The 14,465-nt window shown below is 52.7% G+C and carries 12 protein-coding genes; 10 read left to right on the top strand and 2 right to left on the bottom strand.

Going from position 1 to position 14,465, the window contains the following annotated elements; all coding sequences use genetic code 11:
* Positions 1-109: 109 nt before the first annotated feature.
* The 10 genes from rimP (at position 110) to ACJJI8_RS01795 (ending at position 11,496) form a co-directional block, all read left to right on the top strand.
* Complete coding sequence (rimP, locus tag ACJJI8_RS01840; RefSeq protein ID WP_108734364.1) at positions 110-574, top strand: ribosome maturation factor RimP; 465 nt, start codon at positions 110-112, stop codon at positions 572-574.
* A gap of 42 nt (positions 575-616) precedes the next feature.
* Positions 617-2,119, top strand: a complete 1,503-nt coding sequence (nusA, locus tag ACJJI8_RS01835) for a transcription termination factor NusA (RefSeq protein WP_413663186.1) — start codon at positions 617-619, stop codon at positions 2,117-2,119.
* A 64-nt stretch (positions 2,120-2,183) separates the two neighbouring features.
* Positions 2,184-5,078, top strand: a complete 2,895-nt coding sequence (gene infB / locus ACJJI8_RS01830) for a translation initiation factor IF-2 (RefSeq protein WP_444934074.1) — start codon at positions 2,184-2,186, stop codon at positions 5,076-5,078.
* A gap of 89 nt (positions 5,079-5,167) precedes the next feature.
* Positions 5,168-5,566, top strand: a complete 399-nt coding sequence (gene rbfA, locus ACJJI8_RS01825; RefSeq protein ID WP_108734361.1) for a 30S ribosome-binding factor RbfA — start codon at positions 5,168-5,170, stop codon at positions 5,564-5,566.
* A gap of 3 nt (positions 5,567-5,569) precedes the next feature.
* Positions 5,570-6,511, top strand: a complete 942-nt coding sequence (gene truB / locus ACJJI8_RS01820) for a tRNA pseudouridine(55) synthase TruB (protein WP_108734360.1) — start codon at positions 5,570-5,572, stop codon at positions 6,509-6,511.
* Positions 6,512-6,657: 146 nt separating this feature from the next.
* Positions 6,658-6,927 (top strand): 30S ribosomal protein S15, encoded by a 270-nt coding sequence (gene rpsO / locus ACJJI8_RS01815; protein ID WP_252083174.1) that lies wholly within the window; start codon positions 6,658-6,660, stop codon positions 6,925-6,927.
* Positions 6,928-7,190: 263 nt separating this feature from the next.
* A complete protein-coding gene (pnp, locus tag ACJJI8_RS01810; RefSeq protein ID WP_444918105.1) occupies positions 7,191-9,314 on the top strand; it encodes a polyribonucleotide nucleotidyltransferase in 2,124 nt (707 codons plus the stop codon).
* 114 nt (positions 9,315-9,428) lie between these two features.
* On the top strand, positions 9,429-10,079 hold the full coding sequence (locus ACJJI8_RS01805) for a hypothetical protein (RefSeq protein ID WP_444934073.1): 651 nt from the start codon (positions 9,429-9,431) through the stop codon (positions 10,077-10,079).
* Positions 10,072-10,476 carry a GFA family protein gene (locus ACJJI8_RS01800; protein ID WP_413663182.1) on the top strand — a complete coding sequence of 135 codons (405 nt, stop codon included), beginning with the start codon at positions 10,072-10,074 and terminating at the stop codon, positions 10,474-10,476. The genes ACJJI8_RS01805 and ACJJI8_RS01800 overlap by 8 nt, the downstream gene beginning before the upstream one ends.
* Before the next feature lie 51 nt (positions 10,477-10,527).
* Positions 10,528-11,496 (top strand): zinc transporter ZntB, encoded by a 969-nt coding sequence (locus tag ACJJI8_RS01795; RefSeq protein WP_444911445.1) that lies wholly within the window; start codon positions 10,528-10,530, stop codon positions 11,494-11,496.
* A 55-nt stretch (positions 11,497-11,551) separates the two neighbouring features.
* On the opposite strand, the gene ACJJI8_RS01790 is transcribed toward ACJJI8_RS01795, so the two are convergent.
* Positions 11,552-13,114 carry a hypothetical protein gene (locus tag ACJJI8_RS01790; RefSeq protein WP_444934072.1) on the bottom strand — a complete coding sequence of 521 codons (1,563 nt, stop codon included), beginning with the start codon at positions 13,112-13,114 and terminating at the stop codon, positions 11,552-11,554.
* Positions 13,115-13,278: 164 nt separating this feature from the next.
* Positions 13,279-14,316, bottom strand: coding sequence for an endonuclease/exonuclease/phosphatase family protein (locus ACJJI8_RS01785; protein ID WP_444907381.1), 1,038 nt, complete (start codon positions 14,314-14,316; stop codon positions 13,279-13,281).
* Positions 14,317-14,465 lie beyond the last annotated feature (149 nt).

Genomic DNA, 14,465 nt, shown 5'->3' with positions numbered 1-14,465 from the left:
ACGAATGTGCGGTCAAAGCCCCGTCAGGGGCTTTTTCGTATCTGCAAGAAAAGTTGCAGATATTTTTCGAAGTGGGCCGTAGGCCCATTTTTTGTATGTGGTGACGAGAATGGCGAGCAAACGCGAATTGCTGGAAGAGCTTCTGGCGCCGGTGGTGGCATCGCTGGGGTGTGAGTTGTGGGGTATTGAGTACCAAACCCACGGTCGCAACGCGCTGCTGCGCATTTATATCGACTCCGAAAACGGTATTTCCGTTGAGGATTGCGAGAAAGTGAGCCGCCAATCCAGTGCTGTACTGGATGTGGAAGATCCCATCAGTAGTAAGTACACACTTGAAGTCTCTTCCCCAGGGCTCGACCGCCCTCTTTATAAGCTGGCCCAGTACGAGCGCTTTATCGGCGCCCAGATTGAAGTTCGTCTGCGTATGCCTCTGGATGGGCAGCGTAAGTGGCGCGGACTGCTGGCCGGTGTAGAGGGTGATGAAGTGGTTCTGCGTGTAGATAGTGAAAACGAATACCTTTTGCCGATCGACAGTATCGAAAAAGCAAATATCATTCCCCAATTTACCAAATAACCTGTAGGAGCCTGAGCTCAGGCGATTTTGAGGCACAGTTGCATGAACAAAGAGATCTTGCTGGTAGCCGAGGCGGTATCCAACGAGAAGGGCGTTGACCAGGAGATTATTTTCCAGGCCATCGAAGCGGCATTGGCAACGGCCACGAAGAAGCGCTACGACGAAGATTCAACCATTGAGGTTATCATTGATCGTCGTTCAGGCGATTACGAGACTTTCCGCAGCTGGGAAGTGGTCGGTGATGAAGTCTTGGCTGAGTTGGGTACCCAGTTCACCCTGGAAGAAGCCCACGAAAAAGATGCTGACCTGAAAGCAGGTGACGTTTTCCGCGAGCAGGTGGAAAATGTAGAATTTGGACGTATCGCCGCACAGACCGCAAAGCAGGTCATCGTACAAAAGGTACGTGAAGCCGAGCGCGCCAAAGTTGTAGACGAGTACCGCGATCGCGTTGGCGAAATGGTTAGCGGCACTGTGAAGAAGGTGACCCGCGACTTTATCGCTGTAGACCTGGGTAATAACGCCGAAGCGCGCCTGCCCCGCGATCAGCTGGTTGGTCGCGAAATTTTCCGACTCGGTGATCGCGTGCGCGCAATCCTGTTGGAAATTCAACCGGAAGCCCGCGGCCCCCAGCTGATGCTGAGCCGCTCCTGCCCGGAAATGATTGTCGAGTTGTTCCGCATTGAAGTGCCGGAAATTTCCGAGCAGGTAATCGAAATTAAAGGCGCGGCCCGCGATCCCGGGCTGCGTGCAAAAATCGCTGTAAATACCAACGACGGTCGCATCGACCCGGTGGGTGCTTGTGTGGGCATGCGCGGCGCGCGTGTTCAGGCGGTATCCAACGAGCTGTCTGGTGAGCGTGTAGATATCGTTCTGTGGGACGAAAACCCCGCTCAGTTCGTTATCAATGCGATGGCGCCAGCAGAAATTGAATCCATCGTGGTCGACGAAGACACCGGTTCTATGGACGTAGCCGTGGCAGAGGAAAACCTCGCAATGGCTATCGGCCGCAGCGGCCAGAATGTGCGCTTGGCCTCCGAGCTGACCCAGTGGCAGATCAATGTCATGAGCAGTGACGAGTGGCAGAGCAAGCAGGAAGCCGAGTCCAGCTCCATCATGCAGGTGTTTATGGATCGCCTGGATATCGATGAAGACGTTGCTGGTGTGCTGGTTGAAGAGGGCTTTGCCTCTCTTGAAGAAGTAGCTTATGTACCCATCGAAGAGATGCTCGCAATTGAGGGCTTCGATGAGGATATCGCTGAGGAGCTGCGCGCCCGCGCCAAGGACACCCTGTTGACCCAAGCGCTGGCATCTGAAGAGAAGCTGGATGCATCTGAGCCCCAGGAAGACCTTTTGAATATGGACGGTATGGAGCGCCAGCTGGCATTCCAACTGGCCAGCCGTGGTATTTCCACGATGGAAGACCTGGCAGAGCAGGCTGTCGATGACCTGCTGGATATCGAAGGTCTCGACCAGGAGCGCGCTGCAGCGCTGATTATGAAGGCGCGTGAGCCCTGGTTTGCCGATGACAGCGGCGAAGAAGCTTAAATGCAGCGAAAAATAACTTACGTATAAGTAACCCCCTCCGACCAAGTGACTTTTAGGAGAGAGAATGGCCGAAGTAACAGTTAGTGAACTCGCCAAATCGGTTGGTGCCACCGAAGACCGTCTGCTCAAGCAGATGAAAGAAGCGGGTTTGCCTCACACCTCTGTGGATGCAGTGGTGTCAGACGAGGAAAAGCAGGTCTTGCTCAGTTTCCTGAAAAGCAGTCACGGGGAGCAGGGCGCCGCGCCGCGCAAGATCACCTTGAAGCGCAAAACCACAAGCACGCTGAAGACTGGCTCTGGCACCGGCCGCAAGACTGTGAATGTGGAAGTGCGCAAGAAGCGCACTTATGTGAAGCGCCCTCAAGCTGAGCTTGAAACCGTAGCGGCAGGCGAAGAATCGAGCAGCCCCGAGCAGGAAGCGGCAGTCGATGCCCTGCAAAATGAGCAGGAAAGACTGGAGGCCGAAGCCGAACGCGCTCGCGTAGAAGCCGAGGCAGAAGCTGCACGCCTAGCGGCGGAAGAAGAGGCGCTAGCCAAAGCCGAAGCCGAGGCGAAAGCCAAGGCTGAAGCCGAAGCGAAAGCAAAGGCCGAAGCAGAAGCAAAAGCCAAGGCTGAAGCCGAAGCGAAAGCAAGCAATGAAGTAAAAGCCGATCAAGATGCGGCTAAATCAGAGGATAAGACCGCGGAAAACGTAGTGAAAAAGGCAGAGCCCGCCGCACCAATCCGCTCAAGCTACTCAGACGATATCGAGGCAATGCGAATTGCCGCGATGGAGCGTCGCAAGCAGCAGGCTGAGCAGGAAAAGCGTGAACTTGAAGAGAAGAAAGCTAAAGTAGAAGCTGACCGACGCGCAGCCCAGGAAAAGAAAGAGAAAGCTGCACAAGCTGCACAGACAGCCAAGGCTAAGCCAGCACCGGCAAAAAGTGCTGAGAAGACCACTGAGGTCAAGCCAGCTCTGCGTCGCAAGCTGGAGGCAGCATCCACTGCCCCCGCTGAAGCTGATCGCTCTGAGGACGAGCCGCGTAAGCGTCGCGGTCGCCGCTCCAAGTCCGGCCCGAAAAAATCCAGCAAAACCGCTCTGTACGAACAGGCGCTGGAAGTATTTGAGGAAGACGAAGCATCCAAGCGCAGCACGCGCTCCCTGTCTCGTCCGACCTTGAAGGTTAAACCTACGCACGGCTTTAAAAGGCCCACGGAGAAACAGGTGTACGAAGTACAGTTGGGCGAAACCATCACTGTTGGCGAGCTGGCCAAACAGATGAATGTGAAAGCCGGTGACCTGATCAAGCGCCTGATGAAAATGGGCGAGATGGTTACTATCAACCAGAGCCTGGACCGTGAAACTGCACAGCTGATCATCGAGGAGATGGGCCACAAGGTGGTATTCCGCTCTGAGAGCGAGCTGGAGGAAGCGCTGGTTGCCGAGACCCAGGCCAGTGAAGGCACTGAGGTGTCCCGCGCACCAGTAGTTACCGTTATGGGTCACGTTGACCACGGTAAAACCTCCCTGCTGGACTACATCCGTAAGACCAAGGTGGCTTCAGGTGAGGCCGGTGGTATTACCCAGCACATCGGTGCTTACCGTGTGAAAACCAGCCAGGGCGAGATCGCTTTCCTGGATACCCCCGGACACGCCGCCTTTACTGCGATGCGCGCCCGTGGCGCCCAGGCGACTGACGTCGTGATTCTGGTGGTGGCCGCTGACGATGGTGTGATGCCGCAGACTGAAGAAGCTGTGAACCACGCCCGCGCTGCCGGTGTACCGCTGGTTGTTGCAATCAACAAGTGCGACAAAGAAGCTGCCGATCCCGATCGTGTTAAAAACGAGCTGGCTGCGAAAGATGTAATTCCTGAAGACTGGGGCGGTGATACCCAGTTTATCAATGTGTCTGCACACACTGGTGAAGGCATCGACGACCTGCTGGAAGCGATTTCCCTGCAAGCAGAGATGCTGGAGCTGAAGGCCAAGGTCAAGGTACCGGCAACAGGTGTTGTGATCGAATCCCGCCTGGAAAAAGGTCGCGGTGTTGTGGCCACCCTGCTGGTACAGAACGGCGAGCTGAAGCGCGGCGATATCGTACTGGCAGGCCAGAGCTACGGCCGTGTTCGCGCCATGACCAACGAGCTGGGCAAGCAGGTTAAAGAAGCTGGCCCTTCAACTCCGGTTGAGCTGCTGGGTCTGGACACCACACCCAACGCTGGTGACGAGTTCATGGTGGTTGCGGATGAGCGCAGAGCTCGTGAAGTAGCTGAACAGCGCGGTGATAAAGAGCGTCGTGAGCGCATGCAGCGCCAGCAGGCGGCCAAGCTGGAAAACATGTTTGCGAACATGGAAGCCGGCGAGCGCAAAGTACTGCCGGTTGTTATCAAAGCGGACGTTCGCGGCTCCCTGGAAGCTATCCTGGGCGCACTGGCGGATATCGGCAACGAAGAAGTCTCTGTCAACGTCGTGTCCAGCGGTGTAGGTGGTATCGCCGAGAACGATATCAACCTGGCCCTGACCTCCGGCGCTATCGTTCTGGGCTTCAACACCCGTGCTGATGTGGCTGCCCGAAAGGTTGCTGAGACAGAAGGCGTAGAGATTCGTTACTACAGCGTGATCTACAACCTGCTCGACGAAGTGAAGCAGGCATTGTCCGGTATGCTTGATCCGGAAATACGCGAAGAGATCGTGGGTATTGCCCAGGTTCGCGATGTGTTCCGCTCACCGAAGTTTGGCGCCATTGCCGGTTGTATGGTTACTGAAGGTACCGTCTACCGCAACAAGCCGATCCGCGTACTGCGCGACAACGTTGTGATCTATCAGGGCGAACTGGAATCCCTGCGTCGCTTCAAAGACGATGTGCAAGATGTGCGCAACGGCATGGAGTGTGGTATCGGGGTTAAGGACTACAACGACGTTAAGTCCGGTGACCAGATCGAAGTTTACGATATCGTTAAGGTTGCTCGCGAACTCTAAGGAGTTCCGCAGCGGATCGAGGATAAACCCGCGCGGCCTAGCCGTGCGGGTTTTCCTGTCTTTAAACCGCCATTCTCAATAGGTAAACAATGGCAAGAGAATTTCATCGCGCAGACCGCGTCGCCGACGCCATGCGCCGCGAGCTGGCCCAGCTGATCCAACACGAGATTCGCGATCCTCGCCTGGGTATGATCAACGTCAATGATGTTGAAGTCAGCCGCGACCTAACCGTTGCTAAAGTTTTTGTCACCCTGGTGGGTGAGGATGATCGCAGCAAAATTAATACCTCTATCGAAGTGCTGAATAAAGCCGCCGGCTTTTTGCGCACGCAGCTCGCGCGCGCGATCCAGATTCGCACTATTCCCCGTTTGCACTTCCGCTACGACGAGACCTCGGTGCGCGGCCAGGCGCTGTCTGCCCTGATCGACAAGGCGGTTAAAGAAGATCGCAAACACCAAGACGACGATAGCGACTCCAACGAAGATTAATCCATGGGCCGCAGACCAAAATGGGGCCGGCCGGTTCACGGCGTGCTGTTATTGAACAAGCCCGCCGGGATTACTGCCAACGACGCCCTGCAAAAAGCCAAACGACTCTTTTTCGCCAATCGCGCCGGTCACACCGGAGCGCTGGACCCCCTGGCAACCGGCGTGTTGCCGATCTGTTTCGGCGAAGCGACCAAGTTTTCCCAGTACCTGCTCGATGCGGACAAGCGCTATCGCAGTACTTTTGTTTTCGGTATGACTACAGCCAGTGGCGATGCTGATGGCGATGTACTGGAAACCAAAGATGCTTCCGGTTTGACCGAAGAAGCTGTGCTGAAAGCGATGGAAGCCTTTCGCGGTCCCATCAAGCAAGTGCCGTCCATGTACTCGGCCCTCAAGCACAAGGGGCAGCCGCTGTATAAGTTGGCGCGCCAGGGCTTGGAAGTGGAGCGCGAGGCGCGGGAAGTAGAGATTTTTGAATTTGAACTGCTGAGCTTTACACCGGGCGCCCAGCCCCGTGCAGAAGTTGAGGTTCACTGCTCCAAGGGCACTTATATTCGCAGTATTGCCGAAGACCTGGGTCAAGCCCTGGGTGTCGGTGCCTATGTGGAAGAGTTGCACCGCAGCGCAGCCGGTCCCTACGTCGAGGCCGATTCAGTGACTCTGGATGAGCTCACCGCAGAGCGGGGTGAGGGAATGGCGGAGGAGTTGGATCACCACCTGTTATCGGTGGATTCTCCTGCCTCCTCGCTGCCCAAACTCACCCTTCCGGACGAGTCTGGTTACTATGTGCGTCAGGGGCAGCCGGTAATGGATTTGCAGGTCTACCGTATCGGTGAAGAAGGTGATATGGTGCGCCTCTTCCTGGAAAATGGCGATTTTCTGGGCGTAGGAGAAATTACTGACGACGGGTGCGTAGCGCCTCGGCGTCTGGTAAGTAGTACTTAAGCAGAAAACGCTATATTGGTGAGAGCCGATAGCGGTTGATGTGAGAGTATTGCAGTGGACTAAGTCCACAACAGTGAGTAGCTGGTCTGTAAATATGCACGGGCCAGCCGAATCTTTTAAAGCATATTACGACGAGGTTAATCGTTATGGCACTGTCTGCAGTAGAAAAAGCAGCAATCCTGAAAGAGCACGGCCAATCTGAAGGCGACACCGGTTCTCCGGAAGTCCAGGTAGCCCTGCTGACTGCCAACATCAACAAACTGCAGGGTCACTTCTCTGCGCACAAGCAGGATCACCACTCTCGCCGTGGTCTGATCCGCATGGTAAACCAGCGTCGCAAGCTGCTGGACTACCTGAAGCGCAAGGATCTGAACCGTTACGCACAGCTGATCGCTAAGCTCGGCCTGCGTCGCTAAGACCCTGGAATGCCCGCCTCTGGCGGGCTTTCTTCTTTAATGCTTGCTGAAAAGTGGCGCTGTTGTCACTTTTCGGCAGTTTCGCAACACAACCCCAGGGGCAAATATCCTGGCGGATGTGCTGCGTTTGCACCGGCCACCCGGGTCGGTAGCGGTACATCCCCGTATCGCTCTGGATTGAAGGTTTGGAACTTCTATCCAGGCAACCACTGTAGGGGTTACTGGAATGGGCCAGTAACCGTAAGGAAATAGGAAAAAAACTAGTGAATCCAGTAAGCAAAACTTTCCAATACGGACAACACCAAGTCACCATCGAGACCGGCCGTATCGCGCGCCAGGCTACCGGTGCTGCCCTGGTTAGCATGGGAGAGACTGTTGTCCTGTGTACTGTTGTCGGCGCTAAAGAAGCCAAGCCTGATCAGGGCTTCTTCCCGTTGTCCGTGCACTATCAAGAAAAAGCCTACGCGGCTGGCAAAATTCCCGGTGGTTTCTTCAAGCGTGAAGGCCGCCCGTCTGAAAAAGAAACCCTGACTTCCCGTCTGATCGATCGCCCGATCCGCCCGCTGTTCCCGAACGGCTTTATGAACGAAGTTCAGGTGATGTGTACTGTTCTCTCCGCTGAGAAGGACATGGACCCGGATATCGCTGCCATGATCGGCACTTCCGCAGCGCTGTCTGTTTCCGGTATTCCTTTCGCAGGCCCAATCGGTGCTGCGCGCGTGGGTTACACCCAGCAAGACGGCTACCTGCTGAACCCGGGCTACGAAGCTCTGAAGACCTCCGAGCTGGACATGGTCGTTGCCGGTACCAAAGACGCCGTACTGATGGTGGAGTCCGAAGCCCAGGAGCTGCCGGAAGACATCATGCTGGGTGCCGTACTCTACGCACACCAGGAAATGCAGGCCATTATCAAGGTTTGTGAAGAGCTGAAAGCGGAAGCGGGCAAGCCCCAGTGGGACTGGCAGGCTCCGGCGGAAAACACCGAGCTGAAAGCTGCCCTGGACGCTCAGTTTGGCGAAAAGGTTGCCGAAGCCTACCGCATCACCAACAAGCAAGAGCGCAGCACCCGCCTGGCGGAACTGCGCAGCGAAGCCGCTGAAGCCCTGGCTACTGAAGAAATTAGCGCCGATCTGGTAAAAAGCTACTTCGGCAAGCTGGAGAAGAAGCTGGTGCGCGGCGCTGTAGTGCGTGGCGAGCCTCGTATCGACGGTCGCGACAGCAAAACTGTACGTTCGATCGCTGTGGAAGTTGGCGCTCTGCCCAAGTCCCACGGCTCTGCGCTGTTCACCCGTGGTGAGACCCAGGCTCTGGTAGTGGCTACCCTCGGTTCCACTGGCGATGCACAGATCATCGACGCCCTGGAAGGTGAGCGCAAAGACTACTTTATGCTGCACTACAACTTCCCTCCCTACTCTGTAGGTGAAGCGGGTCGTGTAGGTGCTACCGGTCGTCGCGAAATCGGCCACGGCCGCCTCGCTCGTCGCGGTATCGCTGCAGTTCTGCCGAGCCCGGACAGCTTCCCCTACACCGTGCGTGTAGTTTCCGAGATCACTGAATCCAACGGTTCCAGCTCCATGGCTTCCGTATGTGGTTCCAGCCTGGCGCTGATGGATGCGGGTGTTCCGCTGAAGGCACCGGTAGCCGGTATCGCTATGGGGCTGGTGAAGGAAGACGAAGGCTACGCGGTTCTGACCGATATCCTCGGTGACGAGGACCACCTCGGCGATATGGACTTCAAAGTAGCGGGTACCGCCTCTGGTGTAACCGCGCTGCAGATGGACATCAAGATCGAAGGTATTACCGAAGAGATCATGGAAACCGCTCTGGAGCAGGCTCTGCACGCGCGTCTGCACATCCTCGCGGAAATGAACAAGGTGATCGACTCTTCCCGTACCACCGTGAATGAGAACGCACCGCGCTACGCGACCCTGAAGATCCATCCGGACAAGATCCGCGACGTGATTGGTAAAGGCGGTGCGACTATCCGCTCCATCACTGAAGAGACCGGCGCCTCCATCGATATCGAAGATGACGGCACTATCAAAGTCTTCGGTGAAGACGGTGAGAGCCTGGAAGCGGCGGTAACCCGCATCGAGGAGATCACTGCGGAAGCTGAGATTGGCGCTATCTACGAAGGTACCGTGGTACGTATCGTAGACTTCGGTGCGTTCGTTAACTTCCTGCCGGGCAAAGACGGTCTGGTGCATATCTCCCAGATCGCTGAAGAGCGCGTAAATGCCGTAACTGATTACCTGAGTGAAGGTGAGAAGATTAAGGTTAAGGTACTCGACGTTGACCAGCGTGGACGTATCAAGCTTTCTATCAAGGAAGCCAAGGCCGATGCAGCTGCCGCTGAAGAAGCCAAGCAAGCTTCCGACGAAGCTTAAGTCTACGGACTGAAAAAACCCGGCTTTTAAGCCGGGTTTTTTTGTATCTGCCGAAGCGGAATTGTCGCTTATTACCGGTTTTCTATTAGAATTCTGGAAAAAAAGGGCAAAACATTGGACAACTTCTGGCTGATCGACATTCTCCTCACCCTCGCCGCACTGCTGATTGCCAATCAGTACTGGCGTCTTACCAATGCTCGCTTCCAATCAGCTGCACTCTTGGTGATGGCGGGTCTTCTATTTATCGCTGTCTCCGCGATTGTCGGTGCCTATCGCTACGGTATTGATCCCGGGGCAACCCAATTACACCGGGCTTTACTGCAGCTATCCGGGTTTAGTTCGCTGTTGCTAATTGGAATAGGGTTGGTTTGGGCACGTTTCGAGATAGGTATTGGACAGAGTGCCCGGGGACCCGCTTATGTAGTGCTGGTGCTGGTATTGGCCTCGTCTATTGGCGTCTCGGAAAGTGGCAGGTTATCGCCGCAGGAAGTGACAGAGGTATTTTCCGCCCTGGGGCTTCTATTGTGGTTGTGGGTTGCAATGATGGAATTGATGTCACCGCGACGATTATCGCCACCGGGTCCTTTGTTACTGGGGGCAGGGGCAGTAGTCATTGCAATGGATGGATTGTTTGTGGGTACCGGCGCTCCGCGAGTGCTGGGCTTGGCGCGTACAAACTGGTTCCACCTGCTGCTGGGCCTTTCGCTGTTTTCACTGTTGGCTGCCCGCCCGTTATTTGAAAAGGAAAATAATTCAAATGAGTAAAGTTACTACTGAACTTCGCGGAGGTTGCCACTGTGGCGCTATTCGCTATCGGGCGCGGCACGAGCGCGACTCAGAGGAGAAACTGGTAGCCCATGCGTGCAATTGCTCGATGTGTGAAAAAGTGGGTTTTCTGCACGTCATTATTCCCGCTGAAAACTTTAAGCTGGAGTCTGGGGAAAAAGACCTGGATTGTTATACGTTTAATACGGGAGTGGCCAAGCACCTGTTTTGTCGCCATTGCGGCGTTAAGTCTTTTTATGTGCCGCGCTCCAACCCGGATGGCTATAGTCTTAATGCGCGCTGTTTTGATGAGAGGCCCGGAGACTTGGAGGTCGAACCTTTCGATGGTCAAAACTGGGAGCAGAACGCCGCAGAGCTGGCCCATCTCAGTAAATAAGTCGCGCAAAGAAAGTGATGCTCCAATCAATATCAGGTGATATGAGAGCTTATGGAAACTGGTCTGGTCTACGCTGTCTTACTCGATCGCAAAGGCTCGGGCCGAGAGCTTTCCTGGGCAGAGGTGAAATCCTGGCAACCTGATCAGGGAATTCTCTGGTTGCATTTTGACTACGACAGCACCAACACCGTCGAGTGGCTGCAACAGGATAGTGGACTCACAGCTACGGCGATAGAGACCCTGTCTGCGAAGACAACGCGCCCCTGTGTAATGACTGTGGATCAGGGGCTGATGTTGGCTATGTACGGCATTGAGCGAAAATCCAAACCGCGTGCAAAGGATATGATCGCCATTCGCATTTGGGCCGAGGAAAACCGTATTATCAGTACCGGCCGACGGAAGTTGCTTTCAGAGGATGACTTGCTTTCTCGTTTGCGCAGTGGCTTTGGTCCCCGTGGAACTGCGGCTCTTTTGATGTCCCTGGCAGATCTGTTGGTCTTGCGTATGTGTGATCGGGCCGAAGACTTCGAAGAAAAAATCGATGACCTGGAAAACCTGTTATTAGATAAGGGAGGTTCGGAGCTCTCTTCCCTACTGGTTCGGCTGCGCAAGAGAACTATCGTATTGCGACGCTACTTATGCCTGCAGCGGGAGGTGCTCGGGCGTTTGCAGCAGGAATCCCTATCCTGGTTTGATGAGCACAGCCACGCCCTCTTGGGAGAGGTAAATGATCGGTTACAGCGCCATGTTGACGATATCGATGCGGTAAGGGAGCGCGCGGCAATCGCTCAGGAGGAATTGTTGAGTCGCACTTCGGATCAGTTGAATAGTCGTATGTATGTACTATCAGTGGTGGCAGCAGTTTTTCTGCCGCTGAGCTTTCTCACTGGATTGTTTGGGATTAATGTCGGCGGTATTCCCTGGGGACAGTCGTCCTTGGGCTTTATTGCTTTTTGCATCTTGCTGGTGGTGGCATTGGCTGGGCAGATCGCTTTGTTTTACTGGAAAAAGTGGTTGTAGTTATCTTTTGAAGTATCCTAGCTAAATAGGTTATTTCAGTTATCTGGGCTGCCAATCAGCCACGAAACCCTATAGACCTTACGATTCGATCAGCATTCGCCATAATGGTAAAGGTGATGGTTGAGCCTGCAATATTGGGAAAGTTGGCAGAATCCACAATATGGACATTTTTAAAGTGTGCCGGCCTTCCTAAGAGGTCTGAGCGGAATATCTCATGTTTTCCTCCCATCGGGAAACTGCCACCAAGGTGGAAGCTTTTGCCTGGTGGTAGTACGGTGAGAAAGAAGGGGGGGACCATACCAAGCCTTATCAGTGAACGCCTTATTAAAGACTGTGTTCTTTGGGCGATTTCTCGGGCTCTCGTATTTTCAATTCCTCTTATTTCTATTGAAGAGCTATCTGCTTGTTTGTCGGTTAAAGTTAGTTCCAATGAATCAGAATCCTCAGAGGACATAAAACCCTGAATTACGTATAAGCGATCCAAGGCGACTTGCTTTGGGAAAAGGGGGGGAAGTAGAGATGTTAATTGTTCTTCAATAATTTGGCTTCGACCATAAAGTTGGAGGTGTATTTGTTCAGGACTTATGTTTGGATTGTCAACTTCTAGAAAGATTTCTGCGAGGGTAAACTCAATCTCATAACGATACCCTTTGTAGAGAAAGAGGGGGAAGAAAAAATACTGGCTGTTTTTGATTTTGATTGGAGTATTTAATAGATTGAGGGATCTTGCCAGTATTGTAGTGGTGGCAAACTGGCCGGTTGCGAGAAAAACTTTCTGTGCGGTAATTTTTTTTATTTTGCTATTGGTTATATCAACTGCAATCACGTCTACGCCTTGACTTGTTTCATGAATCTCCAGGACAAGAAGACCTTTATGTATGGTGAGTTTGTCTTTTTGTAGTTTTTCAAACAAGTATTTAGGGTTGAAAATAGATTGGTATGGGCATCCGTCAAAGCAGTGGCCGCAATATCTACATCCATGCTCCCCCTTGCTTGCATCTACCGCTAAGCGGGCTCGACCAAATTCAATGCCATTCCTCTGGAGATTACTTTCAATAGCCTTCAATTTTTTCAATAAGAAATCTGTCGGCGCATTTCTTTTGATGGCAGTAAAGTTGTTAGGGAATAGTGGATACTCGTTGTTGAGATTGTCTATCTCCGCACTTATAGGCATATAGCGGAGTACATTTTTGTAGGATGGCGTTAGTTCATTTAAGGAAATAGGCCAATTTGCTAGCTGGTTTTCACTGTAGGGCATGATAGCTGCACCCCATACGTTCCCAAGCCCACCAAAGCCATGGGAAAATTCTGTATTACAGTTTTTTGTCGTAATGCTGAGAGGTTTTGGTACTCTGTATGGAAAGTCAGACCCAAATAGATATCTTCTTTCCAGGCCTTTTCGGGAGGCTACTGGAGCTGGAAACAGTTTATCTTTGTCCTCCTGAGTCCATGCATCAATGTTTTTTTTGGATAAGATATTAACTTGGTATTTGATATCGTCTTCAAGGTCATATGAGACATCAACGACTTCGACTTCTTGCCCGATATCCTGCAATGCCTTAACCGTAGCGATACTCGCAGGACCACTCCCGACAACTAGGTTCTTAATCCTGTCCACTGAAAGCCCTTCCCGCCAAGCATGCGGTTTATGCGTGGGTTAAAGTTCTCCTCAATAAGCAAAATTGTAGCTGGATTGTGTTTTCAGTCCGGTGTCGTTCACTCTGTCGGTAAATTGGTTAAGCCCCTTCCGATCCCCTGCGGAAGAGGCTGTGTGCCGCTCGTTTAGTGTTTAACCCATGAGAAGTCTACAAATACTGGGTCGTGGTCGCTCAGCCCTGTGTACTCTGCGGAGCCAATGTAGTAATTGGTTACGTCCAGCGTGTAATTGGGGTTGTTATTAATAACGACGACATGATCGGTATCGTCCTGAAGTTCATCAGCACAGGCTTCCAAGCTGGTGTCGCTGCCAGATAGCATATATTGGCAGGCATGCTTGCCGCCGGTTTTGGCAAAAAATGCTTTCCAAGTTTGGTAGTTTGTACCGCGCCAGCCGTCGTCATTTTCATCAAACGCCATATTGAAATCACCAGCCAAAATGACTGTGGCATTACTTGAGTGGGCGACGATCATATCGGCAATCTGGTCGAGTTGCTTGGCTTTGGCATTTAGATCATCGTCTTGGTGTCCTGCATCCATATGGGTGTTGTACACATGAACATGGAAGTTTTTGGTCACTTCAACTTTTGCTACGGTAAAGCCTTTTTCGGTATCACAGTCATTACCTGCGCACTTATCAAAAGTTTCCTCCTCATAAGTGGCGAAGGTGTAGTCGTCGTCATCGCGATTATCTCGGTCAAACGGAAACTTGGAAAAGGTCAGCAGGCCATTGCCAAAGCTGGTACCAGTGCCTTTCCAGTGTTTGGAGCGATAGGGGACTGTGTCGTTATCGAGCTTGTCGTCGTCGTCCAGATAATTGGCTTTGGTTTTGCTCCAAGCCTCCTGCATCAACCAGAGGTCTTTGGGGTTATTATCAAAAGTGTTAATAATTTGTTTGAAGTCAGACTTGCTGTTGCCGCCTATACACTCCAAAAATCCATCCATGTTGTAGACGATCATGTCAAAGCTGCCTGAATTGGCATCGGCAAATTCAGTGTCACCGTATTCATAGCCGTCCAGGTCTTTTGAACCGGTATCGTCGACATCATCAATAAATTCAAACCAGTTACAAGAAGTAATTGCATCCCAAACGTCTTCAAAATCTACTGCTGCGGCGGAATGGCTGAATAGAAGTGTGAGTGAAAAAAATATTCTTTTTATCATTATTGCTCTCCAACTTTGTTATTACCGACGGTTTTGTAGTGGGGTCGAAAATTGGGGCGTTTCTCTGGCGGCCCCTTTGTTTTCGATGGAGGGGATGATGGATAGCGTAGATTACAAATTGGAGTAAAGGAGGTTTTTTTTATTTTATT

The organism is Microbulbifer maximicatervae (SeqCode), from assembly GCF_052467695.1.
This window is presented reverse-complemented; position numbering and strand designations above follow the sequence as displayed.

Excerpts from the sequence above, each read along its gene's own strand:
- rimP (WP_108734364.1), top strand. The coding sequence starts at position 110 with ATGGCGAGCAAACGCGAATTGCTGGAAGAGCTTCTGGCGCCGGTGGTG.
- nusA (WP_413663186.1), top strand. The coding sequence starts at position 617 with ATGAACAAAGAGATCTTGCTGGTAGCCGAGGCGGTATCCAACGAGAAG.
- infB (WP_444934074.1), top strand. The coding sequence starts at position 2,184 with ATGGCCGAAGTAACAGTTAGTGAACTCGCCAAATCGGTTGGTGCCACC.
- rbfA (WP_108734361.1), top strand. The coding sequence starts at position 5,168 with ATGGCAAGAGAATTTCATCGCGCAGACCGCGTCGCCGACGCCATGCGC.
- truB (WP_108734360.1), top strand. The coding sequence starts at position 5,570 with ATGGGCCGCAGACCAAAATGGGGCCGGCCGGTTCACGGCGTGCTGTTA.
- rpsO (WP_252083174.1), top strand. The coding sequence starts at position 6,658 with ATGGCACTGTCTGCAGTAGAAAAAGCAGCAATCCTGAAAGAGCACGGC.
- ACJJI8_RS01800 (WP_413663182.1), top strand. The coding sequence starts at position 10,072 with ATGAGTAAAGTTACTACTGAACTTCGCGGAGGTTGCCACTGTGGCGCT.
- ACJJI8_RS01795 (WP_444911445.1), top strand. The coding sequence starts at position 10,528 with ATGGAAACTGGTCTGGTCTACGCTGTCTTACTCGATCGCAAAGGCTCG.
- ACJJI8_RS01785 (WP_444907381.1), bottom strand. The coding sequence starts at position 14,316 with ATGATAAAAAGAATATTTTTTTCACTCACACTTCTATTCAGCCATTCC.